This is a genomic window from Nonomuraea sp. NPDC001699, from assembly GCF_053596455.1.
Window position 1 is genome coordinate 46,621 of sequence record NZ_JBSFGF010000019.1, and the last position, 26,247, is coordinate 72,867.

The 26,247-nt window shown below is 71.2% G+C and carries 18 protein-coding genes; 9 read left to right on the forward strand and 9 right to left on the reverse strand.

What is annotated here, in order from left to right; all coding sequences use genetic code 11:
- Nucleotides 1-43: 43 nt before the first annotated feature.
- The 5 genes from ACWCSU_RS38795 to ACWCSU_RS38815 form a co-directional block, all read right to left on the reverse strand.
- Nucleotides 44-250, reverse strand: coding sequence for a cold-shock protein (locus tag ACWCSU_RS38795; RefSeq protein WP_055509312.1), 207 nt, complete (start codon nt 248-250; stop codon nt 44-46).
- A 211-nt stretch (nt 251-461) separates the two neighbouring features.
- Complete coding sequence (locus ACWCSU_RS38800) at nt 462-851, reverse strand: VOC family protein (protein ID WP_364099560.1); 390 nt, start codon at nt 849-851, stop codon at nt 462-464.
- 133 nt (nt 852-984) lie between these two features.
- Nucleotides 985-2,778 carry a S1 family peptidase gene (locus ACWCSU_RS38805; RefSeq protein WP_449941838.1) on the reverse strand — a complete coding sequence of 598 codons (1,794 nt, stop codon included), beginning with the start codon at nt 2,776-2,778 and terminating at the stop codon, nt 985-987.
- A gap of 222 nt (nt 2,779-3,000) precedes the next feature.
- Nucleotides 3,001-4,467, reverse strand: a complete 1,467-nt coding sequence (locus tag ACWCSU_RS38810; RefSeq protein WP_364099554.1) for a M81 family metallopeptidase — start codon at nt 4,465-4,467, stop codon at nt 3,001-3,003.
- A 17-nt stretch (nt 4,468-4,484) separates the two neighbouring features.
- Nucleotides 4,485-5,633 (reverse strand): ROK family transcriptional regulator, encoded by a 1,149-nt coding sequence (locus ACWCSU_RS38815; RefSeq protein ID WP_357706838.1) that lies wholly within the window; start codon nt 5,631-5,633, stop codon nt 4,485-4,487.
- Between the two features lie 220 nt (nt 5,634-5,853).
- Between ACWCSU_RS38815 and ACWCSU_RS38820 the strand changes: the two genes are divergently transcribed.
- The 4 genes from ACWCSU_RS38820 to ACWCSU_RS38835 all read left to right on the forward strand — a co-directional run bounded on the left by ACWCSU_RS38820 (nt 5,854) and on the right by ACWCSU_RS38835 (nt 11,601).
- The gene (locus tag ACWCSU_RS38820) at nt 5,854-7,665 is read left to right on the forward strand and encodes a peptide ABC transporter substrate-binding protein (protein ID WP_357706837.1); all 1,812 of its coding nucleotides are present in this window, start codon (nt 5,854-5,856) and stop codon (nt 7,663-7,665) included.
- 67 nt (nt 7,666-7,732) lie between these two features.
- A complete protein-coding gene (locus ACWCSU_RS38825; protein ID WP_357706836.1) occupies nt 7,733-8,695 on the forward strand; it encodes an ABC transporter permease in 963 nt (320 codons plus the stop codon).
- Nucleotides 8,692-9,597, forward strand: a complete 906-nt coding sequence (locus ACWCSU_RS38830; RefSeq protein ID WP_449941841.1) for an ABC transporter permease — start codon at nt 8,692-8,694, stop codon at nt 9,595-9,597. Before ACWCSU_RS38825 ends, ACWCSU_RS38830 begins: the two co-directional genes overlap by 4 nt.
- A 12-nt stretch (nt 9,598-9,609) precedes the next feature.
- Nucleotides 9,610-11,601, forward strand: a complete 1,992-nt coding sequence (locus ACWCSU_RS38835) for an ABC transporter ATP-binding protein (protein WP_449941843.1) — start codon at nt 9,610-9,612, stop codon at nt 11,599-11,601.
- A 40-nt stretch (nt 11,602-11,641) separates the two neighbouring features.
- On the opposite strand, the gene ACWCSU_RS38840 is transcribed toward ACWCSU_RS38835, so the two are convergent.
- The 3 genes from ACWCSU_RS38840 to ACWCSU_RS38850 all read right to left on the reverse strand — a co-directional run bounded on the left by ACWCSU_RS38840 (nt 11,642) and on the right by ACWCSU_RS38850 (nt 16,431).
- Complete coding sequence (locus ACWCSU_RS38840) at nt 11,642-14,044, reverse strand: endo-beta-N-acetylglucosaminidase (protein WP_449941845.1); 2,403 nt, start codon at nt 14,042-14,044, stop codon at nt 11,642-11,644.
- Nucleotides 14,045-14,058: 14 nt separating this feature from the next.
- Entirely contained in the window at nt 14,059-15,291 is a 1,233-nt protein-coding gene (locus ACWCSU_RS38845; protein ID WP_449941847.1) for a glycoside hydrolase 5 family protein, read from the reverse strand.
- A gap of 114 nt (nt 15,292-15,405) precedes the next feature.
- A complete protein-coding gene (locus ACWCSU_RS38850) occupies nt 15,406-16,431 on the reverse strand; it encodes a LacI family DNA-binding transcriptional regulator (RefSeq protein ID WP_449941849.1) in 1,026 nt (341 codons plus the stop codon).
- A gap of 100 nt (nt 16,432-16,531) precedes the next feature.
- Here ACWCSU_RS38850 and ACWCSU_RS38855 point away from each other — a divergent pair, with 100 nt between their 5' ends.
- Genes ACWCSU_RS38855 through ACWCSU_RS38870 form a run of 4 tightly spaced genes read left to right on the forward strand, consistent with a single transcriptional unit; the run spans nt 16,532 to nt 22,606 of the window.
- Nucleotides 16,532-17,821: an ABC transporter substrate-binding protein gene (locus ACWCSU_RS38855; protein WP_449941851.1), complete on the forward strand. Its 1,290-nt coding sequence runs from the start codon at nt 16,532-16,534 to the stop codon at nt 17,819-17,821.
- A 7-nt stretch (nt 17,822-17,828) separates the two neighbouring features.
- A complete protein-coding gene (locus tag ACWCSU_RS38860) occupies nt 17,829-18,701 on the forward strand; it encodes a carbohydrate ABC transporter permease (protein WP_397045177.1) in 873 nt (290 codons plus the stop codon).
- Nucleotide 18,702: 1 nt separating this feature from the next.
- Nucleotides 18,703-19,584: a carbohydrate ABC transporter permease gene (locus ACWCSU_RS38865; protein ID WP_364099523.1), complete on the forward strand. Its 882-nt coding sequence runs from the start codon at nt 18,703-18,705 to the stop codon at nt 19,582-19,584.
- Nucleotides 19,585-19,609: 25 nt separating this feature from the next.
- The gene (locus ACWCSU_RS38870) at nt 19,610-22,606 is read left to right on the forward strand and encodes an alpha-mannosidase (RefSeq protein ID WP_449941854.1); all 2,997 of its coding nucleotides are present in this window, start codon (nt 19,610-19,612) and stop codon (nt 22,604-22,606) included.
- Nucleotides 22,607-22,615: 9 nt separating this feature from the next.
- Here the strand turns inward: ACWCSU_RS38870 and ACWCSU_RS38875 are convergent, their stop codons facing one another.
- Complete coding sequence (locus ACWCSU_RS38875; protein WP_357706823.1) at nt 22,616-23,572, reverse strand: LysR family transcriptional regulator; 957 nt, start codon at nt 23,570-23,572, stop codon at nt 22,616-22,618.
- A 153-nt stretch (nt 23,573-23,725) separates the two neighbouring features.
- Between ACWCSU_RS38875 and ACWCSU_RS38880 the strand changes: the two genes are divergently transcribed.
- Entirely contained in the window at nt 23,726-26,239 is a 2,514-nt protein-coding gene (locus ACWCSU_RS38880; protein ID WP_449941856.1) for a collagenase, read from the forward strand.
- Nucleotides 26,240-26,247: the final 8 nt, after the last annotated feature.

The window sequence follows — 26,247 nt, forward strand, 5'->3', positions numbered from 1 at the left end:
CCGCACCCCGGAGAGGTGCGGGCCCAGACGCGGGCTGCGTGGGTCAGGCGGGAACGATGTTCTCGGCCTGCGGGCCCTTCTGGCCCTGCACGACGTCGAAGGCCACCTTCTGGCCCTCGGTCAGCTCACGGTAGCCACCGTTGGAGACGATGTTGGAGTAGTGGGCGAAGACGTCGGCGCCGCCGCCGTCCTGGGCGATGAAGCCGAAGCCCTTTTCGGAGTTGAACCACTTCACGGTACCGGTTGCCATATCGGATCTCCTTCAGATGTGCAGAGACGGAATCCGCACCGCGCGGACCCCCGTGTCGCCGCGTTGAGCCCATCCCGGAGATGACCGGAAAACAAAAACGCACCTGAAGATCCAGCCCTTTCAGGTGCGCACAAAGTCTTTTATGGGTACCACAACTGCAACGCAGCTAACGCTAGCACACCCATCGCGCATGACGCAAATGCGGGGGCCTTCACCGCGGGTCGCGGCGCAGCGGATGGCCGGGCGGCACCTCCACCAGGACGATGCGATGGCCGTCGGGGTCGGCGATCCACATCTCGACCAGGCCCCACGGCTCCAGCCGTGGCTCGCGCAGCACCGTGACGCCCGCCTGCCGCAGGCGCTCCTCCTCGCGCCCGACGTCGCGCACCTGCAACCAGATCGACAGCGTGCCGCCGGTCGCGGGGCCGTCGGAACGCCCGGCGACCTCAAGGAAGCCCTGGCCGAGGAAGAAGACCACGCCCGGATCGTCGTCGGGGCCGAACTCGCGGTAGACCGCCAGGCCGAGGGTCTCGGCGTAGAAGCGGCGGGTGCGTCCGGGGTCGCTCGGCCGCAGGAGCACGCGGCTGCTCAGCACGTCCACGAGGTCATCGTAGGCCGCGGGGGGCGTGGCGGGCCGGATCGGACGGACGCATGTCGCGGCCCCGGAACCCGTCATGGGGTTCCGGGGCCGCGCATCCTGACGTGTCTGGCGGGACCTGGCTCACGCGGGCCCGTCAGGAGTTCGGGGGCTGGTCGCCGAGCCGGCGCTGGAGGTCGGCGATCTGCCGTTCCAGGTCCGCGACCTGCCCGGACCTGGGGTCCGAGGGCGGGGCGAACTGGCCGTAGCGGACGGACCTGGTCTGGTCGCCGCCGGCCTGCTGGTGAGGGGGCTGCTGGAACCGGTCGTCCGGCGCCGATCCGTACGGGCTCGCGGCGTGACCGCCCGCGGCGTACCCGCCGGGGCCGTACCCGCCGTGGCCGTCGGAGCCGTTGTGGCCGTACTGGCCCTGGGCCGGGTACATCGGCTGGACCGGCGGCGAGAGCTGGGCCTGGGCCGCGGGAAGTTGCTGCCACGGGGGCGGCGGCACCGCGCCGTACCCGGGCTGGGGCGAGATGACGGCCGGCTGGGACCGCCGCCGCCCGCGCAGCACCTTGACCAGGACCGCGACGAGCACGAGGAGGAGCAGCACGCCGCCGCCGATCAGCACCCACATCAGGATCGGCTTGGGCGTCTCGTCCTTGCCCGCGGAGATCGCCTGCTGGGAGTCGCTGATGTACTTGGCCACGTACGGGTGGTTCGGGAACAGCGCCTGGACCTCGCGGAACTTCGGCAGCGCGGCGGAGTAGTAGCGCCGGAAGAAGTCGTTGAGCGCCTCGTTGTACCGGGTCGTCGTGACGGCCTGGGCGGGCTTGACGTTCTTCTCGCCGAGCTTCTCCTTGATGATGCCCACCGGCAGGACGAAGCTCTCGCTCTCCGACGCCTCGCCGCCCTCGCTGACCGTGCCCGCGATCAGCATGCCGATGACCTTGCCGTCCTTGCTGAACACCGGGCCGCCGGAGTTGCCGTGGTAGGACGGCGCCTGCGTCTGGATGTACGGCACGCCGGTCTGCGTGGTGCGCTTGGCGTTGTACGGGCCCTCGGTCAGGGCCGGCTCCAGCTTCGACTCCAGGCTGAAGAACGGCGTGTTGGTGACCAGGCCGGGGAAGCCGCTGATGTAGAGGGTGTCACCGGTGCGGACGTCGGCGTCGTCGCCGAGCGGCACGGTCGGCAGGTTCTGCTGGCCGTTCACCTTGAGCAGCGCGAAGTCCTTGCCGGGGTAGCTCTCGCCCACCGACACCAGCTCGGCCGGGACCGCCTTGGCCGTCTTGTCCACGCCGCCGCCCGGCAGGCTCTGCATGACCGACAGGCTCTGCTTGAGGTTGCCGAGCTGCATGTGGGTCGAGTTGAACGTGACGTAGATCTGCTGGGCGAGCTTGACGATCTCCTCGTCGTTCTTGAGGTCGCCCAGGCCGCTGATGATCTCCTTGGCGTCCTTCTTGTTGAACTTGGCCAGCGCCTGCTGCGCGAAGAGCTGGCTGAGCTCGGTGTCGCCGATCTGGACGCAGTGCGCCCCGGTGACCATGTACCCGTCGGGGGTGACCCACCAGCCGGTGCACATGCCGCCGACCTCGGCCTCGACCGTACGCATCGGGGTGGTCGCGGACACGTAGGTGTCCACGTTGGCCGCGATCTGCTGGAAGACCCACTTGCCGATGCTGCGCTCGTCCGAGGAGATCTTGCCGGACTGCACGGCGGTGACGGCTTCCTGGACGATCTGGTTGTAGGCCGCCTCGTTGATCGTGTTGGACGGGACGGACACCGTCGCCGTGTAGGTGAAGCTGGTCAGCTGCACCGCGGGCTGCGTACGCGCCGCCAGCCAGGTGCCGACCGGGACGTCGGGCCGCTCGTCGGGGGAGTCGTCGGCGGCCGCGGGCAGCGCCGGCAGCATGACCGCCGCGACGACCGCCGCACCCGCGGCGACCCTCATCAGCCTTTTCCTGAAATATCCGCTCACAGGCGGAATGATGAGTTAGCCCTCTTGTTCCTGGCTTGGAGCCGACTGGGAGCCCCCTCCAAGCCCTCACCAGGCCCAGGTCCGAAGCCCTTGCCGGGCCACCGGGTGCAAGCCCCCGCCAGGCTCAGGTCCGAGCCCCGGCGCCCCCACCCGCCGCCCTTCTGCCCGGGCGGCGGGGGCTCGTCCGTCGGGGGGCTAACGTGCGGTGATCACGGTGAGGTCGGCGTCGAAGTCGCGGTCGAGGGGGAAGACCGGCCGGGCCAGCCGCTCGTACGGCAGGCGCTGCAGGTCCTGGTCGACGCCACCGGGCGTCAGGGCCAGCAGCCAGTCGCCCGCCGCGTCGAACAGCTCGGGCTCAAGGTAGCCGATCTTGACCGTCACCAGGTCCACGTCGTCCACCGAGACGCCCAGGCGGGCGTAGGAGGCCAGCTCGCGGTACTGCATGCGGCGCGAGGTGACGAACACGCTCAGACCGCCCACCCGCACGCTGACGCACAGCCCGCCGTCGGGGTCGTCGGCGACTGCCTCCAGCACGCCTTCGATCGGCAGCGGCCCCGGCTCGCGGGCGTCGATCCGGCCGCCGACGCGCAGGGCGACCGGCGAGCCGGGCGCGAGGCCGGCGACCTGGGCCACGGCCTCGGGATCGACCAGCGAGGCGTAGACCGCGCGGACCGAGCCGCCGGCGATCTCGGGACGGGCCAGCATGCGTTCGAGGGCGAAGGTGACGTCGTCGGCGCCGCCCGCGCCCGGGTTGTCGCCCGAGTCGCTGATGAAGAACGGGCGCCGGGCCGGGTCCTTGACCGCGGTCAGCGCCTGGTCGAGGCATTCGTCCATGGAACCGGTGGGCGCGACGAAGGTGAACGCGTCGCGCGCCGCCCAGAAGTGCTCGCCCAGCTCGCGGGCGGCCTCGGCGGTGGCGGCGGCGTCGGTGCCGGTGGCGACGACCGCGCCGCGGCAGCGGGGCTCGTCGGCCCAGGCGAAGCCGATCCAGATGGCCGCGTCGATGACGCCGTCCCTGGCCTCGATCTCGGGGACGCGGGCGTAGAGGCCCTTGGCGGGCTCGACGCGCGTGCTGGTCATCTCGCCGGGCAGCAGGATCGGCACGTGCACGAGGGCCTTGTGCGGACGCTGCCCGCGGCGCAGGGCCTCCACCAGGTTGCGCGCCGCGCGCTCGCGGGTCTCCCAGACGTCCACGTGCGGGGCGGTGCGGTAGCAGGTGAGCAGGTCGCAGCCGTCGAAGAAGCGGTGGGAGACGTTGCCGTGCAGGTCCATGGCCGCCGAGACGAACGGCCCCCCGCCGGTCACCGAGCGGACCACCGTGATCAGGTCGCCCTCGGCGTCCTCCAGCCCGACCACGCTCATCGCGCCGTGGATGTCGAGCAGGACGCCGTCCACCGGGCCGGCCGAGGCCAAGCCGGCGGCGATCTCCGCGGCCCAGGCGTCGTACGTCTCCCTGGCCACGGCCCCGCCGGGCAGGGCGCGGGCGTGGACGAGCGGGATCCACTCGACGTCGGCCGCCCACGGCTCGGCGAGCCAGCCGTACCGCGCGAGCAGGGCGTCACCGCGGGTGACCTCGAAGTCGGCGGCGGTGCTCAGGTGCGGGGAGAAGGTGCTGGACTCGATGTGCACGCCGCCGACGGCGACGCGGAGGGGACGGGACACGGGCGGGGACTCCTTGCCTAGGAGGGACGGACGTCGGCCGAGGCGCGCACGAGATGCCCGAGGCCGATCAGGGCCGCGTCCGGGCCGGCGGCGCTGGCCTCGATGGAGAGTGACTGGGTCATGGACGGCAGGCAGCGCTTGTAGAGCATGCTCCGGGCGGCGGCCACGTAGACGTCGAGGCTGGACAGGGCGCCGCCGATGACGACGGCGTCGGGGTTGAGGAAGTTCACCAGGCCGGACAGGGCGACCCCGAGCAGGCCGCCGGCGTGGCGGACCAGGGTCACGACGGACGGCTCGGCGTCGACGGTGGCGGCGATGACGTCGCGCGGCGTGCTGACCCGCAGGCCCCGGTCCTGGAGCTGGCGGACCAGGGCGGCGCCGCTGGCCACCGTCTCCAGGCAGCCGCGGCTGCCGCAGGAGCACTCGCGCTCGCCGCTGTCGGCCACCCGGACGTGCGTGACGTCGCCGCTGAGGCCGCGGCCGCCGCGGTAGATCTGGCCGCCGCTGACCAGGCAGCCGCCGATGCCGGTGCCGGCCTTGACGTAGATCATGTCCCCGGGGTCGCGGCCCCGGCCGACGTACTCGCCGATGGCGGCGGCCTTGGCGTCGTTGTCGACGACCGCGGGCACGCCGAAGCGCTCCCTGAGGTGGGTCTGGGCGTCGAAGCCGCTCCAGCCGGGCATCCGGGCCGGGCCGATCAGCCGGCCGTGCGGGTACTCGACCGGGCCGGGCAGCGCGACGCCGATGCCGAGCAGCGGCTGACCGGGGGCCTTGGCCGTGCTGAGCTGCTCGTACGCCTGCCCGATGGCGTCGAAGACCTGGCCGGGCCCGTCCGCTATGTCGGTGGCGATCTCCCGTACGGCCAGCAGCCGGCCGTCGGGCGAGCACAGCCCGACGCGCGCGTGCTGGGCGCCCAGCTCGGACACCGCGAACGCGCCCTGGACGTCGCGCAGGCGCAGGATGCGCGGCCGCCGCCCGCCGGTGGAGCGGCCCACGCCCTCCTCCAGGATGGCGCCCTCCTCCAGCAGCCGCCGGACCACGCTGGAGACCGTGGACGGAGCCACCTGGAGAGTCTCGACCAGGTCGGCGCGCGATGTCGCCGCACCGCTGGCCAAGAGGTCGAGCGCCTGCTCACGCAGGTTGGCGGGACTCGATGGCTCCGGCATGCCGCTCCTTCTTCAGGCCGGTCTCCCGGCAGGCCCGTCGTCGCAACAGAGCCCCATCATGAGGCACCGGCGACTTCGACTCTAACCTGAAAGAAGTAAGCGAACAAAGTGTGTTACTTCCGTTGACTTCATACGGGACCATCTATACATTCTCCGCATTGAACGCACCAGGCCCCCCGGAAAGCGCAGGGCGCCGTGCGACGTCAACCGAGGAGATCCCATGGGGAGCAGATTCCACCGGCGCGGGCTCCGCGGCACCGGCGCCCTGACGGGCGTGCTGGCCATCGGGCTGGCGCTGACCGCGTGCAGCGGGTCCGCCGGCGGCGCGCAGAAGGGCGCCCAGAGCGGGGGCCAGACCAAGGACGGCGTGACCGTCGCCCTCAGGACCCCGAACTGGATCCTGCCGATTTCGGCGCCCGGCTTCACCCAGGGCGAGAACGTCATCTTCGGCTCCGCCCAGTACCGTCACGTGTACGAGTACCTGCTGGACGGTTCGGCGAAGTACAACATCGACCCCGAGCGCTCGATGGCCGGACCGCCCGAGGTGAGCGACGGCGGCAAGACGCTGACGATCACCCTGAAGGACAACACGTGGTCCGACGGCAAGCCCGTCACCACCCGTGACATCCAGTTCTGGTGGAACCTCGTCACCGCGAACAAGGACAAGTGGGCGTCCTACCGCGAAGGCGGCTTCCCGGACAACATCGCCGAGTTCAAGGTGAAGGACGACAAGACCTTCTCCCTGACGACCACGAAGACGTACAACACCGGGTGGTTCGTCGGCAACCAGCTCAACCGCATCGTGCCGCTGCCCCAGCACGTCTGGGACAAGGACTCGGCGACGGGCAAGGTGAGCGACCTCGACACCACGCCCGAGGGCGCCAGGAAGGTCTTCGACTTCCTCACCGCCGCGTCGAAGGACCCCAAGACGTACGCGACCAACGAGCTGTGGCAGGTCAACAGCGGCCCGTGGAAGCTGGAGAAGTACGTGCCGAACGGCGAGGTCGTCCTCACCGCGCGCCCGAACTACTCCGGCTCCGACAAGCCGAAGCTCAAGTCGGTGACGCTGCGCCCCTTCACCAGCGACGACTCCGAGTTCAACGTGCTGCGCGCCGGTCAGATCGACTACGGCTACGTGCCGCCGGCCAACCTGTCGCAGCAGAAGTACCTGGAGTCGAAGGGCTACCAGATCGCCCCCTGGTACGGCTGGTCCATCACCTACCTCCAGCTGAACTTCAACAACCCCGCCTCGGGCCCCCTGTTCAAGCAGCTCTACCTGCGCCAGGCCCTGCAGTCGCTCATCGACCAGCCGACCATCAGCAAGGCCATCTGGTCCGGCATGGCCGCCCCGACCTGCGGTCCCGTCCCGGCCAAGCCCGGCACGAACGGGTCCAGCGAAGGCTGCGCCTACCCCTTCGACCCGGCCAAGGCCAAGCAGCTCCTGGAGAGCCACGGCTGGCAGGTGACCCCCGACGGCCAGACGACCTGCCAGAAGCCGGGCGCCGGCGCCGACCAGTGCGGTGAGGGCATCGAGTCCGGCGCGAAGCTGGCCTTCACCGTCACCAGCCAGACCGGCTTCTCCGCGACGACCAAGATGTTCGCCGAGATCAAGTCGCAGATGGCCAAGCTGGGCATCCAGCTCACCATCAAGGAGGTGCCGGACTCGGTCGCGGTCACCCCGGCCTGCAAGTCCTCCGACTCCGAGTGCTCGTGGGACATGTCGTACTTCGGCTCGCAGGGCAGCTGGTACTACCCGGCCTTCCCCAGCGGCGAGCGGCTGTTCGCCACCGGCGCCCCGGTCAACCTGGGCAGCTACAGCGACGCCGAGTCCGACAAGCTCATCGAGGCCACCCAGTTCTCCGACGACGAGGCGACGCTGAAGGCGTACAACGACCGTCTGGCCCAGGACCTGCCGGTGTTGTGGATGCCGAACCCCGTCTACCAGATCTCGGCGTACCGTTCCGGGCTCCAGGGCGTGACGCAGGACCCGATGAACAACATGTTCTTCCAGGACTGGTCCTGGAAGAGCTGAGACAGTCCCCCACTCCGGCGGCCCGTGCGGGGGCCGCCGGGGTCCCCGGAGCAAGGAGGGTCCACGCGTGGCCCGGTATCTGATCACCCGCTTGGGCCAGGCCCTGATCATCGTCGTGCTGGTCACGATGATCACGTTCGTCATCCTGCATCTCCTGCCGGGCGGCGCGGCGCGGGCCACCCTGGGCAAGGACGCGACGCTGGCGCAGCTCGCGGCGTTCGACCACGAGATGGGCTACGACCGCCCCTGGATCCAGCAGTACGTCATGTTCGTCGGCCGCCTCCTGCGCGGCGACCTCGGCTACTCCTTCCAGCTCAACCAGTCGGTGGCCGAGGCCATCGGCCAGCGGCTGCCCAAGACCATGGTGCTGTCGCTGTTCTCGACGATGCTGGCCGTCGTCGTCGCCATCCCGCTCGGCGTCGTCCAGGCGATGCGGCGCAACAGGTGGCCCGACTACACGATCACCACCCTGTCGCTGCTGGCCTACGCCACGCCGATCTTCTTCATGGGTCTCATGATGATCATTCTCTTCTCCCAGGTCTGGCCGATCCTGCCGCCGGAGGCCTCGCAGGGGTTCACCCTGGGCGAGGTGCTCGCCGACCCGGCCGGGCTCGTCCTGCCCACCATCACGCTCGCCATCGTGACCGTCGCCGTCTACTCGCGGTACGTGCGCTCCTCGATGGTCGACAACCTCAACGAGAACTACGTGCGCACCGCCCGCAGCAAGGGCCTGTCGGAGGCGCGCGTCGTCGCCCGGCACACGCTGCGCAACGGCCTGTTCCCGGTCATCACGCTGCTCGGGATGTACCTGCCCGCGCTGTTCAGCGGCGCCCTGGTCGTCGAGGCCCTGTTCAACTACCCGGGCATGGGCCAGCTCTTCTGGCAGGCGGCGCTGAAGCGGGACTTCCCGATCCTGTTCGGCGTCACCCTGATCATCGCGGTCGCGACCGTGCTCGGCGCCCTGCTCGCCGACCTGCTGTACGCCGCCGTGGACCCCCGCGTACGGCTCAGGACGGCGGCCCGCTCATGACCGCACCCGCCGAGGCGGCCGGCACGCCGGTCTCCGCCGACGAGGCACCCGTACGCGGCCAGTGGCGCCAGGCGCTGACCGTCTTCGCCGAGAACCGCCTCGCCCTGGTGGGCCTGGTCATCTTCGTCGTGCTGGGCGCCCTGTGCTTCCTCGGGCCGCTGTTCTACCGGACCGACCAGGTGCACACCGACCTCGCCTCGGTCTACCTGGCCCCCGGCACCCCCGGGCACCCGCTGGGCACCGACGGCGTCGGCTACGACCAGCTCGGCCGCCTGCTGCTCGGCGGGCAGACGTCCATCGTGGTCGGGCTGGCCGCCGGCGTGCTGGCCACGGTCGTCGGCACGATCTGGGGCGCCATCGCCGGCTTCACCAGCGGCTGGGTGGACGCGGCCATGATGCGGGTCGTCGACGCGATGATGTCGATCCCCTCGCTGTTCCTGTTCATGCTGATGGCGACCATCGTCACGCCGACCGTGCCGATGCTCATCCTCATCATCGGCGCCTTCGCCTGGCTGGGCCCGGCCCGGCTGGTCCGCGGCGAGGCGCTGACCCTGCGCTCGCGCGAGTACGTCCAGGCCATGCGGTCGATGGGCGGCACCGGCGGCAGGGCCGTACGGCGGCACATCATCCCCAACGCCATCGGGACCGTGATCGTCAACGCCACCTTCCAGGTCGCCGACGCCATCCTGTACGTCGCCTACCTGTCCTTCCTCGGCCTAGGCGTGCCGCCACCCGCGGCGAACTGGGGCGGGATGCTCTCCGACGGCCTCGCCAACACCTACAGCGGCTACTGGTGGCTGCTGTACCCGCCCGGGATCGCCATCATCCTCATCGTCCTCGCCTTCAACTTCATCGGCGACGGGCTGAGGGACGTCTTCGAGGTCCGCCTCCGGCGGCGCTAGGAGGAACGGAACATGACCCCTTTGCTGCGCCTGCGCGACGTCAGCACCGACATCCCGCTGCGTCAGGGCGTCGTGCACGCCCTCGACCACGTCAACCTGGAGGTGCGGCAGGGCGAGACGCTCGGCATCGTGGGCGAGTCGGGCAGCGGCAAGACCATGACCGCACTGTCGATCATGGGCCTGCTGCCGTCCGGCGGCCACGTCGTCGGCGGCGAGATCCTGTTCGAGGGCCGCGACCTGCTGTCCCTGCCGCCCGCCGAGATGCGCAGGATCCGCGGCGTCGAGATGGGCATGGTGTTCCAGGACCCGCTCACCTCGCTCAACCCCACCATGCGCATCGGCGCCCAGGTCGCCGAGCCGCTCCGGGTCCACCAGGGCGTCGGCAAGGCGCAGGCGCGTGAGCGGGCGATCGAGATCCTGCGGCGGGTCGGCATGCCGCGTCCCGACAAGATCGCCGACGCCTACCCGCACCAGCTTTCCGGCGGCATGCGCCAGCGCGTGGTCATCGCCATGGCCCTGGTCTGCTCGCCCCGGCTGCTCATCGCCGACGAGCCGACCACCGCGCTCGACGTCACCACCCAGCGCCAGATCCTCGAACTCATCGACGACCTGCGCGAGGAGTTCCAGATGGCGGTCGTCCTGGTCACCCACGACCTGGGCGTGATCGCCAGCCGCGCCGACCGCGTCGCCGTCATGTACGCCGGCCGCGTGGTCGAGGCCGCGAGCACCGCCGAGCTGTTCCGGCAGCCGCGCCACCGCTACACCGAGGCGCTCATGGAGTCGCTGCCCGGCGCGGCCGGCCACGAGGGCGGCGCGCTCTACAGCATCCCCGGCCTGCCGCCGGACCTGTCCCGGCCGATGACCGGCTGCCGGTTCGCACCCCGCTGCCGGTTCGCGACCGAGGAGTGCCGCACCACCGATGTGACCCTGTCCGGCGACGAGCACCAGCACGCCTGCCTGCACCCGGTGCTCCAGCCGCGGGCGCGCGCCGAGGTCGCCGCGCCGGTGCCCGGCCGGGCCGGGCCGCAGGACGAGGTCGCGCCGATCCTGTCCGTCCGCGAGCTGGTCAAGAACTACGACGGCACGGGGTCGCTGGGCCGCAAGGCGCCGCAGGTGAGCGCCGTCGCCGGGGTCGGCTTCGACGTGCGCCCCGGCGAGACGTTCGGGCTCGTGGGCGAGTCGGGCTGCGGCAAGTCGACCGTGGGCCGGCTGATCGTCGGCCTGGAGGAGCCGACCTCCGGGCAGATCGTGGTGGACGGCGCCGACATCGCCACGCTCGACCGGCGCGCCCGCCGCCGCATGCACCGGCGGGTCCAGCTCATGTTCCAGGACAGCTACGCGGCGATGAACCCGCGCATGCGCATCGACTCCATCCTGTCCGAACCCCTGGAGATCCAGCAGGCCGGCGACCGGGCCGGCCGCCGCTCCCGCATCGGCACCCTGCTGGACCAGGTGGGCCTGCCGCGACGGGTGCTCGACCGGTACCCGCACGAGTTCTCCGGCGGCCAGCTCCAGCGCATCGGGCTGGCCAGGTCGCTGGCCCTGGAGCCGCGGCTGATCGTGTGCGACGAGCCCGTCAGCGCGCTCGACGTCTCCATCCAGGCCCAGGTGCTCAACCTCATGCGCGACCTCCAGCGCGAGCTGGGCCTGTCGTACGTGTTCATCAGCCACGACCTGTCCGTCGTGGACTACATGTCGGACCGGATCGGCGTCATGTACCTGGGCAAGCTCGTCGAGGTCGGGCCCGCCCGCGACGTCGTCAGGGCCGCCCGGCACCCGTACACGCAGGCGCTGATCGAGGCCGTGCCGTCCGCCGAGCCCGGCGTGGCCCCGCGCGAGAGCGTGGCGATCAAGGGCGAGCTGCCCAGCGCGCAGAACCCGCCCACGGGATGCCGGTTCAGGACGCGCTGCCCGCTCGCCCAGGAGATCTGCGAGACCGAACCGCCGCTGGCGGGCGGCGCGCATCAGGTGGCCTGCCACTTCCCGCTGCGCACGGCGGATTGAGGTGCCGGCCCGGGCAGGCGGGCCGGCACCTCGCCCCCCGTCAGGAGCCCCAGACCTCGAACTCGTAGATCCGGGCCGCGGGGTCGGAGTCCTGCGCGGGCTTGGTGATGTTCAGCCGCACGTACCGGGCGGTCGCGGTGACCGGGTGCGTGCTGGTCCCGGCGGTGTTGCCGGTGACCGTGACCGCCGTGGTCCACGCGTCCGAGGCGGACGAGCGCACCTGGACGGTGAAGTCACGGGTGTTCCAGCTCGCCTGCTCGCCGCCGGCCTGGGCGTGCCTGACCACGAACCGGGTGAGCTGCTTTGCCGAGCCGAGGTCCACCTCCAGCCACTTCGTGCTGGTCAGGGCGCACCACTTGTCGGCGTTCCCGCCGGTCACGCTGCCGTTGACGGCCTTGGCCGGGCCCTCGTCCGCGTTGCACTGGCCGGAGGCGGTGGCGGGCCGGCCGAGCGCCAGGTTGCTCTCGCCGGGGTCGCCCCCCCAGGTGACCGTGGTGGAGGCGGCGGGGGAGCGGCCGTACTCGGGGGAGACCGCCTCGACGTCGATCGTGGTCGAGGTCTCCGTGCCCACCCGGTCGAGCTGCGGGACGAAGTAGGCGTCGTTCGGGGTGCCGCCCAGGTAGGTGCGCGTCCCGTCGGGGTTGCGCCGGTAGACGTCGTAGTGGTGGGCCTGGCCGGAGCCCGACCAGGACAGGCGGAGCGACTTGCGGCCGGCCGACACGTCGGTGACACCGAGCACGCTCACGCCGGTGGGCGCGGCGGGAACGTCCACCGCGCCGTCGTGGACAGAGAGCTGGCCGACGCGGATGTCGTAGGCGTCGTTGCTCCCGGCGGCCTGGAGGCCGAGCTGGGCGATCGTCTTCCCGGCGTGGGCGGACAGGTCGAGCGTCCTGCGCTCCCAGCCGGTGCCCGCCGCCGAGCCGAGGTCGAACGTGGTGAACGTGGTGGGCGCGTCGGTGAAGGCGACGGCCGCCCGCAGGTTCGTCGCGCCCGCAGCCGGAGCCTTGAACACGACCGAGAGCGTGGTGTCGGCGGCCACCGGCAGCTTCGTCTGGTAGAGCCGGACGGTGTTGACCGAGTCCAGACGGCCGCGCAGACGCAGAGAGGAGCCGCCCTCGTAGGCGTCGCCGAAGTCGATCGAGGGCGTGAGCCTGGTCCCGGCGGACGAGACCAGCCACTGGTAGGTGGGCGGCACGTCCTGGAGCGAGAGGTTGTTCCAGCCGCCGGTCCGCACCCGGACGCCGCCGACGTTGTAGAAGTCGCCCTGTCCCGCGTTGAACCCGGTCACGAAGGGCTTCGCGGTGACCGCGCTGGACTCCGCGACGTACGTGGCCAGGCCCTTCCACGAGGAGGACGTCGAGGTGTTCGACGGGTCGCCGTTCGCGCCCACCCAGTAGCGGGCGTCCTTGGCGCGGAAGTCGTCGCGGCCGGAGGAGGACTTCCACGTCCATTCCGGGCGGTAGAGGCCGAGCGAGGTGACGTGCGGCCGGCCGGCGGGGAACAGCGCGTCCCAGGACACGCCCGTCCCGTAGCCGTTCGCCTCGGTGTCGATGCCGGAGTACAGCTCGTACCCGCTGCGGCCCAGCGAGCCGGCCCGGTCGCGGGAGGAGGCCAGACCGCTCGCCGACCAGCCGAAGTTCAGGAACATCGAGTCGGAGACCTTGGCCGGATCGGCCAGGAAGGCGTCGTTGGCGGTGGTCAGGGCGTTCTGCCAGGCGACCGAGCCGCTCTCGGTCATGGCGTCGTACCACATGAACTCGACCGGGCCCTTGGCCCTGGCGTACTTCATCAGCGAGCGCAGCTCGGTCGCCAGGGCCGCGTCGCCGCCGGCGGTCTCCTGGTTGACGAACCAGCCGTCGAACCCGTAGTGCTGGGCCACCTGGACGAGCTTGTCGGCCACCACGTACGAGGAACCGGACTTCCGGACGAAGTCGCGCACCCACTGGATCTGGCCGCCGTAGGCGGTGGGCGGGAAGAAGACCGTCCCGTACACCTTGACGCCGTTGCGGTGGGCGGCGTCGATGACCGTGGGGTTGGGGGCCAGGATCAGGCCCTCGCCCGCCGAGCCGCCCCAGAAGACCAGCGTGTCGACGTACTGCCAGTAGCCGAAGGCGTAGTAGGCCGGGTCGGACGAGCCCTGCGACGGGTTGTTCGAGGTCGGGCCGAACGACACCAGCGAGGCGATGCGGCCCTCCCCGGCACGGGCGTTCGCGTTGGCCTTCAGCGCCGGGTCCTGGATCCTGGGCCGCAGCGGCACCCGGGAACGGTTGAAGCGGGCGTCGGGGTCGGTCGCCGGGTCCCACGACAGGATGGTGTCCGGGTACCAGTAGGAGGCGTACGGCTGGTCGCCGGGCTGGGCCGCGGCGGCCTGGGCCGGGCCCGCGACCAGCGCGGCGGCCAATGAGGCCGCCGCGCACAAGGTGGATAACAGCCTGCGTGGCATCTGAGCTCCTTGTCTCATGCCTGGGTCAGGACGGTGTCGATCCCCCGAGCTTGGAGATGCGCGGCGTCCGCGCTGCGGGCCTTGGTGACGATGGCCACCGGCCCCGATCGGCGCAGCCGTACCCACTCGGCGTGGAAGGGGCTGCCCGGCGCGACCTCGCCGCGCCGGCCGGGCTCGGTCGCGAGGTCGGGCTCGCAGACGAGCGCGGGCCTGCCGCCGCCGTCCCCCTGCCGGGCGCCGCCGGAGCGGCGGTGCTCGGCGATCACGGCGGCCAGCTCCCGAGTGGCCGGCTTGATCCGGTGGTCGACGGTGAACAGGCCGAGGTCGTACTCGCGTTCCGGGAAGTCGGCCAGCGAGCGGTCGAGGTCGTGGGAGCACCACCAGGTGACGCCGTAGAGCGCCGGGTTGGCGGTGACCAGGTCGAGCATGCCGCGCACGAACGCGGGCGCGTCGGCGGCGGGCACGTCCGGGGCGGGCGCGCCGACCTCCTGGAGCCACACCGGCCTGTCCGGGTCGGCGCTGGTGGCGGCGGCCAGCTCGACCAGGTAGTCGGCGTGGGAGACGGTCGCGGGGCCGAGCGGGCCGTCGAGGGCGGACACGCCGTTGAACACCCACGAGTGCACGGTGGTCAGGTCGCCCAGCTCGACGGTGTCGGCCGGGTGGAAGGGGTGGCCGGGGTCGTACCAGGTGGCGTCGTAGAGGGAGTGGAGGGCGAGCAGGCGGGGGGCGGCGGCGCGGGCCACGCCGACCAGCTCGGCGGCCCAGGCCGAGGACGCGTCCGGCGTGGTGCCGTTGGCCGGGAAGAGGTTGTCGACCTCGTTGCCCAGCGTCACGGCGAACACGTTGCCGCGGGTGGCGACCTCGCGGGTGAGCCGGTCGACGTACGCGGCCAGGCCGTCGCGGACGTCCCGGTCGGTGAACAGGCTGCGCCGGTGCCAGGTGAGCACCCAGGACGGCAGGAAGTCGAAGCTGGACAGGTGGCCCTGGAGGAGGTCGACGCAGACGTCGAGGCCGAACTCGGCGGCGAGGTCGATGAGGGCGAGCACGTCGTCGATGCCGCGCTGCCGGATCAGCGAGCGATTGGGCTGAATCCACGGCCAGACCGGAAATATCCGGATGTGGTCGAGGCCGATCCCGGCCAGGTCGGCCAGGTCGCGGCGGGCGGCGTCGGCCGAGAAGTCGAGCCAGCTGTAGAACCAGCCCTCCGCGGGCACGTAGTTGGCGCCGAAACGCAAGGGGAAGGGCACACGTCCTCCGAGGAGTCGATCGGAACTCCCCGAACCCTAAATCGGTTTAGTCCGCTTGCCAAGACACCGCCCCCAGGAGGGCGCGGCGGCCCGCCGGAACCGGCCGGAAGGCGGTCAGGCGTCGCGGGACGGCGGCGCGGTGCTCTCGCGGACGACCAGGCGCGGCGTGGCGGTCTTGAGGTCGCGCCGCCGCCCCGGGTCGGCGATCACCTCCAGCAGCACCTCGGCCACCTGCCCGCCCAGCGCGAACGTGTCCCGCGACAACGACGTGATCGCCGGATGCGTGACCCGGGTCAGCACCGAGTCGTCGAAGGCCACGATGGACAGCTCGTCCGGCACGCGCACCCCCATCTCGCCCGCCACCCCGAGCCCGGCCAGCGCCATCACGTCGCTGTCGTAGACGATCGCGGTGGGCCGCCGCCCGCGCGACAGCAGCGCCCTGGTGGCGGCGGCGCCCTCGGCGTCGCTGAAGTCGGTCGGCACCGACACCGCCTCGACCAGCCCGAGCCTGCGCACGGAGTCGCGCAGCGCGCGCATCCGCCGCTGCGTGTGGCGGAAGCGCGGCAGCCCGGCCACGTGCGCCACGCGCCGGTGGCCGAGCGCGGCCAGGTAGTCGACCACCGAGAGCATCGCCTCGCGGTCGTCGGCCCACACGCTCGACAGCGACCCGTGGCCGCCCGGCCCGCCGAGCACCACGGCGGGCACCTCCAACTCCTGGAGGGCGTCGATGCGCGGGTCGCGGACCTGCGGGTCGACCATGATGAACCCGTCCACGCGGTGCGCGGAGGCCCATTCGCGGTAGACCTCGATCTCGGCCTCGACGTCCTCGACCACCAGCAGGTGCATGGCCACCGACTGGGCCGACAGGCTGGCCTGCAGCCCCGACAGGAGCTGGGCGAAGAACGGCTCCACGCCCAGCGTGCTGGCCGGCCGGGCGAGGACCAGCCCCACGGCCTCGGCCCTGGACCCGCCGAGCGCCCTGGCCGCGCTGTGGGGCCGCCAGTTCATCTCCTTGGCGGCCTGGAGGATGCGGGCCCTGGTCGCCTCGCTGACGCCGGGACGGCCGTTGAGTGCGAACGACACCGCGCCCTTCGACACCCCGACCCTCTCGGCGATGTCGGCGATCGTCGGTCGGCCCACGGCTGGCTCCTCACGGATTCGTCTCATCTATTGACACCGCAGTGTAGCCCGGTGGATAGTCCCGCAACTAGAGCGGTTTAGTTCCCAGAAGGAGTGCTTCATGCGAAGGTACTGGGCAGGACTGGCCGTGGCCGCCACGATGATCACCACGAGCTGCGGGCTCGGCGGCGCGGAGCAGGGTTCGGGACAAGGACCGGCAGTGCCGAGCGCGAGCCTGACCGGCGAGGTCAAGGGCAAGGTGAGCCTCCAGACGTGGGCGCTGAAGCCCAAGTTCACCGACTACGTCCAGGGCGTCATCGACGCCTTCGAGAAGAAGTACCCGGGCGTCGACGTCGAATGGCTCGACCAGCCGGCCGACGGCTACTCCGAGAAGGTGCTGAGCCAGGCGGCCGGCGGCACCCTGCCCGACGTCACCAACCTGCCGCCGGACTTCGCGCTGCCCCTGGTCAAGCAGGGGCTGTTACTCGACGTCGGCCGGGCCGACGCCAAGCTGGCCGACGAGTACGTCCCCGGCGGCGTCGAGGCGTACCGGTTCTCCGGCCACGACGGCGTCTACGGCTACCCCTGGTACCTCAACACCGACGTCAACTACTGGAACTCCGAGCTGCTCAAGAAGTACGGCCTCGACCCGGCCAAGCCGCCGGCGGCCCTGGACGAGCTGATCGCGCAGGCCAGGACGGTCAAGGAGAAGTCCGGCGGCAAGGTCTACCTGATGAGCCGCCGCCCCGAGCTGGGCGACCTCACCCAGGCGGGCGTCAAGATCCTCGCCGACGACGGCAAGAGCTTCGTCTTCAACACCCCCGAGGCCGTCGCCGTGCTCGACCGCTACCGGGCGGCGTTCAAGGACGGCCTGCTGCCGCGCGACGTGCTGACCGACACCTACGCGGGCAACGCCAAGCTGTTCAACGAGGGCACGGTCGCCTGGACGACCGGCGGCGGCAACTACATCACCAGCCTGGCCACCGACAACCCGACGCTGGCGCCCAAGGTGGTCTCCTCGCCGGTCTGGGACGTGCCCCCGCTGTACGTCCAGGGCCTGTCGGTCTCCGGGAAGACCAAGAACCCGCCCGCCGCGCTCGCCCTGGCCCGCTGGGTGACCAACGCCGAGAACCAGGCCGCCTTCGCCCACCTGGTCAACATCTTCCCCAGCACCAAGGCGTCGTCGGCCGACCCGTTCTTCAGCAAGAGCGACGGCACGAACTCCGGCGACGCCAAGGTCACCGCGTTCACCTCGCTGGCCAAGGCCAAGGTGTTGCAGCCGTACGAGGTGACCGAGGCGATGAGCAAGTACATCAGGCAGCAGTTCGCGGCGGCGATCAGCGGCGAGATCGGCTCCAAGGAGGCGCTGGACAAGTCGGTGGCGAAGTGCGACGAACTGCTCACGAGCTGAGCGGCCGATGACCCACCGCCGCTGGTTCACGCCGTGGCTGCTGGTGCTGCCCGCCGCCGTCTGGCTGGTGGCGTTCAACGTCTGGCCCTCGATCAACACGATCGTGCTGTCGTTCACGAACGCCAAGCCGCTCGGCGGCGGGCATTTCACCGGCCTGGCCAACGCCGAACGGGTGCTGAACGACGACCAGCTCGTGGACGCGCTGGTCAACAGCGTCGTGTTCATGCTGGTCTGCCTGCCGCTGCTGACGATGCTGCCGCTGCTGATCGCGATCCTGGTGGAGAAGCGGCTGCCCGGGATCATGTTCTTCCGCACCGCCTTCTACACGCCCGTCGTGGCCTCGGCCGTGGTGGTGGCGCTGATCTGGGGCTGGCTGCTGGACGACCGGGGCCTGGTCAACGGCTTCGCGCAGTGGCTGGGCGTGGTCGCCGCGCCGGTGCCGTTCCTGACCGACCGGTGGCTGCTGCTGTTCAGCGCGATCAGCCTGACCGTCTGGAAGGGCCTCGGCTACTACATGATCATCTACCTGTCGGCGCTCGGGAACGTCCGGCGGGAGCTGCACGAGGCGGCCGCCGTGGACGGCGCGAGCGCGATCCGCAGGTTCTGGAGCGTCACCGTCCCCGGCGTGCGCAACACCATGCTGCTGGTCTCGGTCCTGGTGTCGGTGTCGGCGCTGCGCGTCTTCTCCGAGCTGTACGTGCTGTCGAACGGCACCGGCGGCCCCGGCGGACGCGACATGTCGCTGGTCATGCTGATCCAGATGTACAGCCGCGGCTTCTCCGGCCATCTCGGCTACGCCTCCGCGCTGAGCCTCGTGCTGCTGGTGATCACGATCGGCCCGATGCTCCTGCTGCTGCGGCTCGACAGGAAGGCGGCCTGAGGTGGCGCGCACCGACCCGGCCCACCGGCGCCGCCCCATGGGCGGGGGCTCGCTCAACACGATCTCGCCGGGGGAGCGGGCGCTGCGGTACGCGCTGCTCCTGCTGATGCTGGCGATCACCGTCTCGCCGTTCCTGTGGCAGCTGTCCACGTCGCTGAAGAGCCTGGACGAGGACATCTACACCAGCACGCCGGCCTTCCTGCCCGAGCACCCCACGCTGGACAACTTCGTGGAGGTCGCCCGCACGATCCCGGTCTGGTCGTACGCCGCCAACTCGGTGGTCGTGGCGGCCATCGTGGTCACCGGCAACGCCGTCGGCGCCACGCTGGCCGGCTACGCCCTGGCCAAGCTGCGCTTCCGGGGCGCCAAGCTGCTGCTGGGCGCGTTCCTGGCCACACTGGTGCTGCCGGAGGAGGTGACGATCGTGTCCAAGTACGTGATCGTCCGCGACCTCGGCCTGGCCGACACGCTGCCCGGCGTGGCGCTGCCCGGCGCGATCGGCATGCTGAACGTGCTGCTCATGCGGGTCGCCTTCAGCTCGATCCCGCCCGAGATGGACGAGGCCGCGATCATCGACGGGGCGACCGCATGGCAGCGGTTGCGCCATATCGGGCTGCCGAACGTCCGTGGCATGCTGAGTGTGATCACGATCTTCGCGTTCATCGGCGCTTGGGACGACTTCCTGTGGCCACTCATCGTGCTCAACGACCCCGACCACTACACGCTGACCGTGGGCCTGCAGTACCTCAACGGCACGTTCACGGCCAACCCCCGCCTCATCGCGGCGGGCACGATGATCTCCTTCCTGCCGATCGTGATCGTGTTCGCGTCCCTCCAGCGCTTCTTCTTCAGGGGCGTCGCGGAAGGCGCGATCAAGGGTTGACCCGCCACCTCTAGGGAGCTCTCCGATGCATGACGACCGCACACTGGTCGAGGCCCGTCTCAAGCGCGTGCTGGACGAACGTCTGCGTCCGGCCGTCTACCCCGAGTCCGTGCCGATGGACGTACGCGTCTGGCACGCGCCGGGCGAGCCCGTGCCCGTCGCCGAAGGGCTGGCCGCGCCCGCCGAGCCGATCGCGGTCGGCACGGCGTGGGGCGCGCCGTGGGGCACGAGCTGGTTCACGGTGACCGGCACGGTCCCGGAGGACTGGGCGGGCCGGACCGTCGAGGCGGTGCTCGACCTCGGCTTCGACGAGAACATGCCGGGCTTCCAGTGCGAGGGCCTGGTCTACCTGCCCGACGGCACGCCGGTGAAGGGGCTCAACCCGCGTAACCAGTGGGTGCGCGTCGGCGCGCCGGTGACCGGCGGCGAGCACGTCGAGCTGCGGATCGAGGCGGCCTCCAACCCGGTCGTGCTCGGCTACAAGCCGTTCGTGCCCACCCCGCTCGGCGACAGGGAGACGGCGGGCGGTGAGCCGCAGTACCGGCTGGTGCGCATGGACCTGGCCGTGTTCGACGAGACGGTGTGGAACCTGATCCTCGACCTGGAGGTGGCCGGGGAGCTGATGCACGAGCTGCCCGCCGACAGCGGCCGCCGCTCCGAGCTGACCCGGGCGATCGACCGCGCCCTGGACACGATCGACCTCCAGGACGTCAACGCCACCGCCGAGGCCGCCCGCGCCGAGCTGGCCGGCGTGCTGTCCGCGCCCGCCGTGCCCTCGGCCCACCGGATCAGCGCGGTCGGGCACGCGCACATCGACTCGGCCTGGCTCTGGCCGCTGCGCGAGACCGTCCGCAAGGTGGCCCGTACGGCCTCCAACATGACGGCGCTGCTGGCCGACGAGCCGGAGTTCGTCTTCGCGATGTCGCAGGCCCAGCAGTGGGCGTGGATCAAGGAGCACCGGCCCGAGGTGTGGGCCAAGGTGACCAAGGCCGTGGCGGCCGGGCGGTTCGTCCCGGCCGGCGGCATGTGGGTGGAGTCCGACACGAACATGCCCGGCTCCGAGGCCATGGCCCGCCAGTTCGTGCACGGCAAGCGCTTCTTCATCGACGAGTTCGGCGTCGACAACGAGGAGGTGTGGCTGCCGGACACGTTCGGCTTCGCGGCCGGGCTGCCGCAGATCATCAAGGCGGCGGGCTCGAAGCGGCTGCTCACCCAGAAGATCTCCTGGAGCCGGACGAACACGTTCCCGCACCACACGTTCCTGTGGGAGGGCATCGACGGGACGCGGGTGTTCACCCACTTCCCGCCGGTCGACACCTACAACTGCTCGATGAACGGCAGGGAGATCGCGCACGCCGCCCGCAACTTCAAGGACAAGGGCGTCGCCCGGCACTCGCTGGCCCCCACCGGGTGGGGCGACGGCGGCGGCGGCACGACCCGCGAGATGGTGGCCAAGGCCGCCCGGCTGCGAGACCTGGAGGGCTCGGCCACCGTCACCTGGGAGACCCCGGCCGACTTCTTCGCCAAGGCCGAGGCCGAGTATCCCAGCCCGCCGGTCTGGGTGGGCGAGCTCTACCTGGAGCTGCACCGGGCCACGCTGACCAGCCAGGCCAAGACCAAGCAGGGCAACCGGCGCAGCGAGTCGCTGCTGCGCGAGGCCGAGCTGTGGGCCGCCACGGCCGCCGTACGGGCCGGGGCGCCGTACCCGTACGAGCAGCTCGACCGCATCTGGAAGACGGTGCTGCTGCACCAGTTCCACGACATCCTGCCCGGCTCGTCGATCGCCTGGGTGCACCGCGAGGCCAGGAACACCTACGCGGCGCTGGCCGAGGAGCTGAACGGCCTGATCGCCGGCGCCCAGCGGGCCCTGGCCGGGGACGGTTCCCGCGAACTGGTCTTCAACGCGGCCCCGCACGCCCGCGACGGCGTCCCGGCCGGCGGCGCGGCCGCGGCCGTACCGGGGGCCGCGACCGGCAGGGAGCCCCGGGAGGGCGGCGGCTACGTGCTGGACAACGGCCTGCTCCGGGTCGAGGTGGACGGGCGCGGCCTGATCGTCTCCGCCTACGACCTGCGCGCCCGGCGCGAGACCCTGCCCCCCGGCCAGGCCGCCAACCTGCTCCAGCTCCACCAGGACTTCCCCAACATGTGGGACGCCTGGGACGTGGACGAGTTCTACCGCAACACCGTCCGCGACCTCACCGACGCCGACGAGGTGACGGCAGGCGAGCGGCCGGGCTCGGTCCGGGTCACCCGCTCGTTCGGCGGCTCGTCCGTCACGCAGGTGATCTCGCTGCACGAGCGGCGCGTCGACATCGCCACCGAGGTCGACTGGCACGAGACCGAGAAGTTCCTCAAGCTGGCCTTCCCGCTCGACGTGCGGGCCGAGCGCTACGCCTCCGAGAGCCAGTACGGCCACGCCTACCGCGCCACCCACACCAACACGAGCTGGGAGGCGGCCAAGTTCGAGGCGTGCAACCACAAGTTCGTGCACCTGGAGGAGCCCGGCTGGGGCGTGGCCGTGGTCAACGACTCCACCTACGGCCACGACGTGACCCGCACGGTCCGCGAGGACGGCGGCACCACCACGACCCTGCGGGTGTCGCTGCTGCGCGCCCCCCGCTTCCCCGACCCCGAGACCGACCAGGGCAGGCACACCTTCCGGCACGCCCTGCTGCCCGGCGCGACGATCGGCGACGCGGTGCGCGAGGGCTGGTTCGTCAACCTGCCCGAACGGGTGCTGTCCGGCGACGCCGAGGTGGCGCCGCTGGTCACGGTGGACGACGACGCGGTCGTGATCACCGCGGTCAAGCTCGCCGACGACGGCAGCGGCGACGTGGTCGTGCGCTTCCACGAGTCGCGCGGCGGACGGGCGGCGGCCACGCTCACGGCCGGCTTCCCCGTCACCTCGGTGACCGTGACCGACCTGCTGGAGCGCCCGCTGGCCGAGCCCGAGCGGCCCGGCCCGTCGATCCCGGTGACGTTGCGGCCGTTCGAGCTGGTCACGCTGCGGCTGGCGCGCTGATCGCGGGCGTCAGGGGAGGGGATGGGCGCCCGGGTGCTCGTCCCACCACTGGCGGAAGATGGGGTTGTCGTCGATGTGGTCCTCGAAGGCGGCGGCGAGCCCGCGGTAGATGGCCGCCGCCGCGTCGGGGCCGATCAGGTCCCTGCGCCAGGCCATGACCAGGTGCCCGACCTGCGGCTCGCCCACCAGCGGCCGTACGGCGGTGCCCTCGGGCACCGGCCAGGTCGGGTCCACCAGGCGCACGCCCAGCCCGGCGGCGACCAGCGGGCGCCCGGCCCCGCTGGGGGCGTCGTAGCGCACGTCCGGCTCGAATCCGGCGGCCCGGCAGGAGGCGCGCAGGGCGGCGAGCGAGCCGTCGTCGGCGCCGGGCGGGCTGATCCAGCGCTCGTTCCTGAGGTCGGACAGGTGCACCTGGGGCTGCTCGGCCAGCGGGTGCCCGGCGGACATGGCCACGAAGATGGGATACCTGGGCACCAGCGTGCGGGTGACGACGGGCGGCGTGAGGGTGACGTCGAAGCCCTCGATCATGCCCATGAGCGCGGCGTCGAGCTGGCCGTGGGTGAGCGCGTCGGCGAGCTGCACGCTGGACGGCTCGATGCGCAGGGAGATCGACCGGCCGGGTAACGCCTCGCCGACCCGGTCCACCACGCTGGCCACGCACGCCAGGTGGCTGCAGCCGAGCCGGAGCCCGGTGACGGACGGGTTCGCGTCGTGCAGGTCGCCGAAGAGCGCGTCGATCTCCGACAGGACGATCCGGGCGCGGGCGATGACCTGACGTCCGAGCTGGGTGGGTTGGACGCCGTTCCGGCTGCGGGTGAACAGCTCACCACCCACCATCTCCTCGATTCTGCGGAGCTGGGTGGTGATCGCCGGTTGGGACAGCCCCAGGCGCGCGGCCGCCTTGGTGACGCTGCCCGCTTCGGCGATCGTACAGACCATTCGGAGATGCCGGAGATCCAGGTCCATAGCTCAGGATTATGTGACATGTGATGGCTCTTGGCGACGTCTTCGGGACGCCCATAGGCAACACTTATGCGGCGTCGTATGACCACGCCCTCCGGACGGACCGCACACTCGTACCCGACCTCGCATCCATGCGGATACCCCCCGGAGGTTCTTGTGCGCAAGGTCCTGCACGGCTGGCGGCTCGTCGTTCCCCTGGCCGCCTTAGCCCTTCTCTCCCCGTTCGCCGCGGCACCCGCGAGCGCGAAGGCCGAACCGCCCCCGGCCGCCCGCCTCGCGGCCCCGTCCGACGAAGCCCCGCACGTCGGCAAGACCCGGCTCGACACCCGTGACCGGGCCCCCCAGCCCGCGGCCAAGGACGCCCTGCGCCGCGACTACGACGAACCCGCCACGCAGCCGCAGCGCCCGAGACCGTCGGCGCGCAAGGGCGTCGCGGCGGCCGCCGCCTGCAACGTCTCCGACTTCACCAGCCGCACCGGCAGCGCCCTGGTCCAGCAGATCAAGGCCAGCGCCACCGACTGCGTCAACACCCTGTTCATGCTGACCGGCACGGACGCCTACAACGCCTTCCGCGAGGCGCAGATGACGACCGTCGCCTACGCCCTGCGCGACAACTCGGCGAACTACCCGGGCGACAACTCCACCGGCACCGCGCAACTGGTCCTCTACCTGCGCGCCGGCTACTACGTCCACTGGTACAACTCCGGCGACGTCGGCACCTACGGCCAGGCGCTCATCACCGCGATCCGGTCCGGCCTGGACGCCTTCTTCGCCTCCTCCCGGTCCTCGACCGTCAGCGACGCCAACGGCGAGGTGCTGGGCGAGGCCGTCACCCTCATCGACAGCGCCGAGCAGAACGACCGCTACCTGTACGTGGTCAAGCGCCTGCTCGACGGCTACAACAGCTCCTACGACGCGTCGTGGTGGATGCTCAACGCGGTCAACAACGTCTACACCGTGCTGTTCCGCGGCCACCAGGTGCCCGCGTTCGTCAGCGCCGTGCAGGCCGACCGCAGCGTCCTGGACTCGCTCAACTCCTTCGCCACGAACCACCTCAACATGCTCGGCACCGACCGCTCCTACCTCGTCTCCAACGCCGGGCGCGAGCTGGGCCGCTTCCTGCAGCACACGGCCATGCAGGCCGTCGTCCGGCCGCTGGCCAAGAACCTGATCGGCCGCAGCGCCATCACCGGCGCCACCGCGCCGCTGTGGGTGGGCGTGGCCGAGATGACCGACGCCTACGACAAGGCCAACTGCTCCTACTACGGCACCTGCGACCTGGCGAACCGCCTGGCGACCACCGTGCTGCCGATCACCCACACGTGCAGCGCCAGCATCAGGATCCGCGCCCAGGACGTCACCGCCGGCCAGCTCGCCTCCACCTGCGCCAGCCTGGCCAACCAGGACGCCTTCTTCCACAACCTGGTCAAGGACAACGGCCCGGTCGCGAACGACAACAACACCACGCTGGAAGTGGTGGTCTTCGACTCCAGCACCGACTACCAGACCTACGCCGGCGCGATCTTCGGGATCGACACGAACAACGGGGGCATGTACCTGGAGGGCGACCCCGCCGCCGCGGGCAACCAGCCCAGGTTCATCGCCTACGAGGCCGAGTGGCTGCGCCCCGACTTCCAGATCTGGAACCTCAACCACGAGTACACCCACTACCTCGACGGCCGCTTCGACATGTACGGCGACTTCAACGCCGGGGTGAGCACGCCGACCATCTGGTGGATCGAGGGCTTCGCCGAGTACGTCTCCTACTCCTACCGCAAGGTCGTCTACGACGCGGCGATCACCGAGGCCGGCAACCGCACGTACGCCCTCAGCACGCTGTGGAACACCACCTACGACCATGACACCACCCGCATCTACCGGTGGGGCTACCTGGCCGTCCGCTACATGTTCGAGAAGCACCCGGCCGACGTCGCGACGCTGCTGGGCTCGTACCGCAGCGGCGCGTGGAGCACCGCCAGGTCCTTCCTGACCAGCACGATCGGCAGCCGCTACGACTCCGACTGGAACACCTGGCTCGCCGCCTGCGCGGCCGGGGCGTGCTCCGGAGGCGGCACCGGCAACCAGGCGCCCACCGCGAACTTCACCTCCACGGCCAGCGGCCTGACCGCCTCCTTCACCGACACCTCCACCGACTCCGACGGCACCATCGCCTCCCGCCGCTGGGACTTCGGCGACGGCGCCACCTCCACCACGGCCAACCCGTCGCACGCCTACGCGGCGCAGGGCACGTACACGGTCACGCTGACCGTCACCGACAACGGCGGCGCCACCGGGACGACGTCGAAGCAGGTCACCGTCTCGACCGGCGGCGGCTCGACGCCCGAGTGCACCGCCTCCGACACCCGCAAGCTCGACAGGAACTGCAAGCGCGGCAACCTGTCGGCCACCCAGGGCAACTACGCCTACCTCTACATCTACCTGCCCGCGGGGACGGCCCGGCTGACCATCACCGCCTCCGGCGGCACCGGGAACGCCGACCTCTACTACAACGCCGCCACCTGGGCCACCACCTCGGCCTACACCCAGCGCTCCACCGCGTCGGGCAACGCCGAGACCCTGGTGATCAACAACCCGCCCGCCGGTTACAACTACATCAGCCTCCACGCCGCGCAGACCTTCTCGGGCGCGAGCGTCAAGACCGAGTACTAGACCGCCCG

What these genes read in the sequence shown, in the direction of transcription:
- ACWCSU_RS38860 (WP_397045177.1), top strand. Translation starts at nt 17,829, where the DNA reads ATGACCCACCGCCGCTGGTTCACGCCGTGGCTGCTGGTGCTGCCCGCC.
- ACWCSU_RS38795 (WP_055509312.1), bottom strand. Translation starts at nt 250, where the DNA reads ATGGCAACCGGTACCGTGAAGTGGTTCAACTCCGAAAAGGGCTTCGGC.
- ACWCSU_RS38840 (WP_449941845.1), bottom strand. Translation starts at nt 14,044, where the DNA reads ATGCCACGCAGGCTGTTATCCACCTTGTGCGCGGCGGCCTCATTGGCC.
- ACWCSU_RS38855 (WP_449941851.1), top strand. Translation starts at nt 16,532, where the DNA reads ATGCGAAGGTACTGGGCAGGACTGGCCGTGGCCGCCACGATGATCACC.
- ACWCSU_RS38835 (WP_449941843.1), top strand. Translation starts at nt 9,610, where the DNA reads ATGACCCCTTTGCTGCGCCTGCGCGACGTCAGCACCGACATCCCGCTG.
- ACWCSU_RS38805 (WP_449941838.1), bottom strand. Translation starts at nt 2,778, where the DNA reads ATGAGGGTCGCCGCGGGTGCGGCGGTCGTCGCGGCGGTCATGCTGCCG.
- ACWCSU_RS38815 (WP_357706838.1), bottom strand. Translation starts at nt 5,633, where the DNA reads ATGCCGGAGCCATCGAGTCCCGCCAACCTGCGTGAGCAGGCGCTCGAC.
- ACWCSU_RS38830 (WP_449941841.1), top strand. Translation starts at nt 8,692, where the DNA reads ATGACCGCACCCGCCGAGGCGGCCGGCACGCCGGTCTCCGCCGACGAG.
- ACWCSU_RS38875 (WP_357706823.1), bottom strand. Translation starts at nt 23,572, where the DNA reads ATGGACCTGGATCTCCGGCATCTCCGAATGGTCTGTACGATCGCCGAA.
- ACWCSU_RS38820 (WP_357706837.1), top strand. Translation starts at nt 5,854, where the DNA reads ATGGGGAGCAGATTCCACCGGCGCGGGCTCCGCGGCACCGGCGCCCTG.
- ACWCSU_RS38870 (WP_449941854.1), top strand. Translation starts at nt 19,610, where the DNA reads ATGCATGACGACCGCACACTGGTCGAGGCCCGTCTCAAGCGCGTGCTG.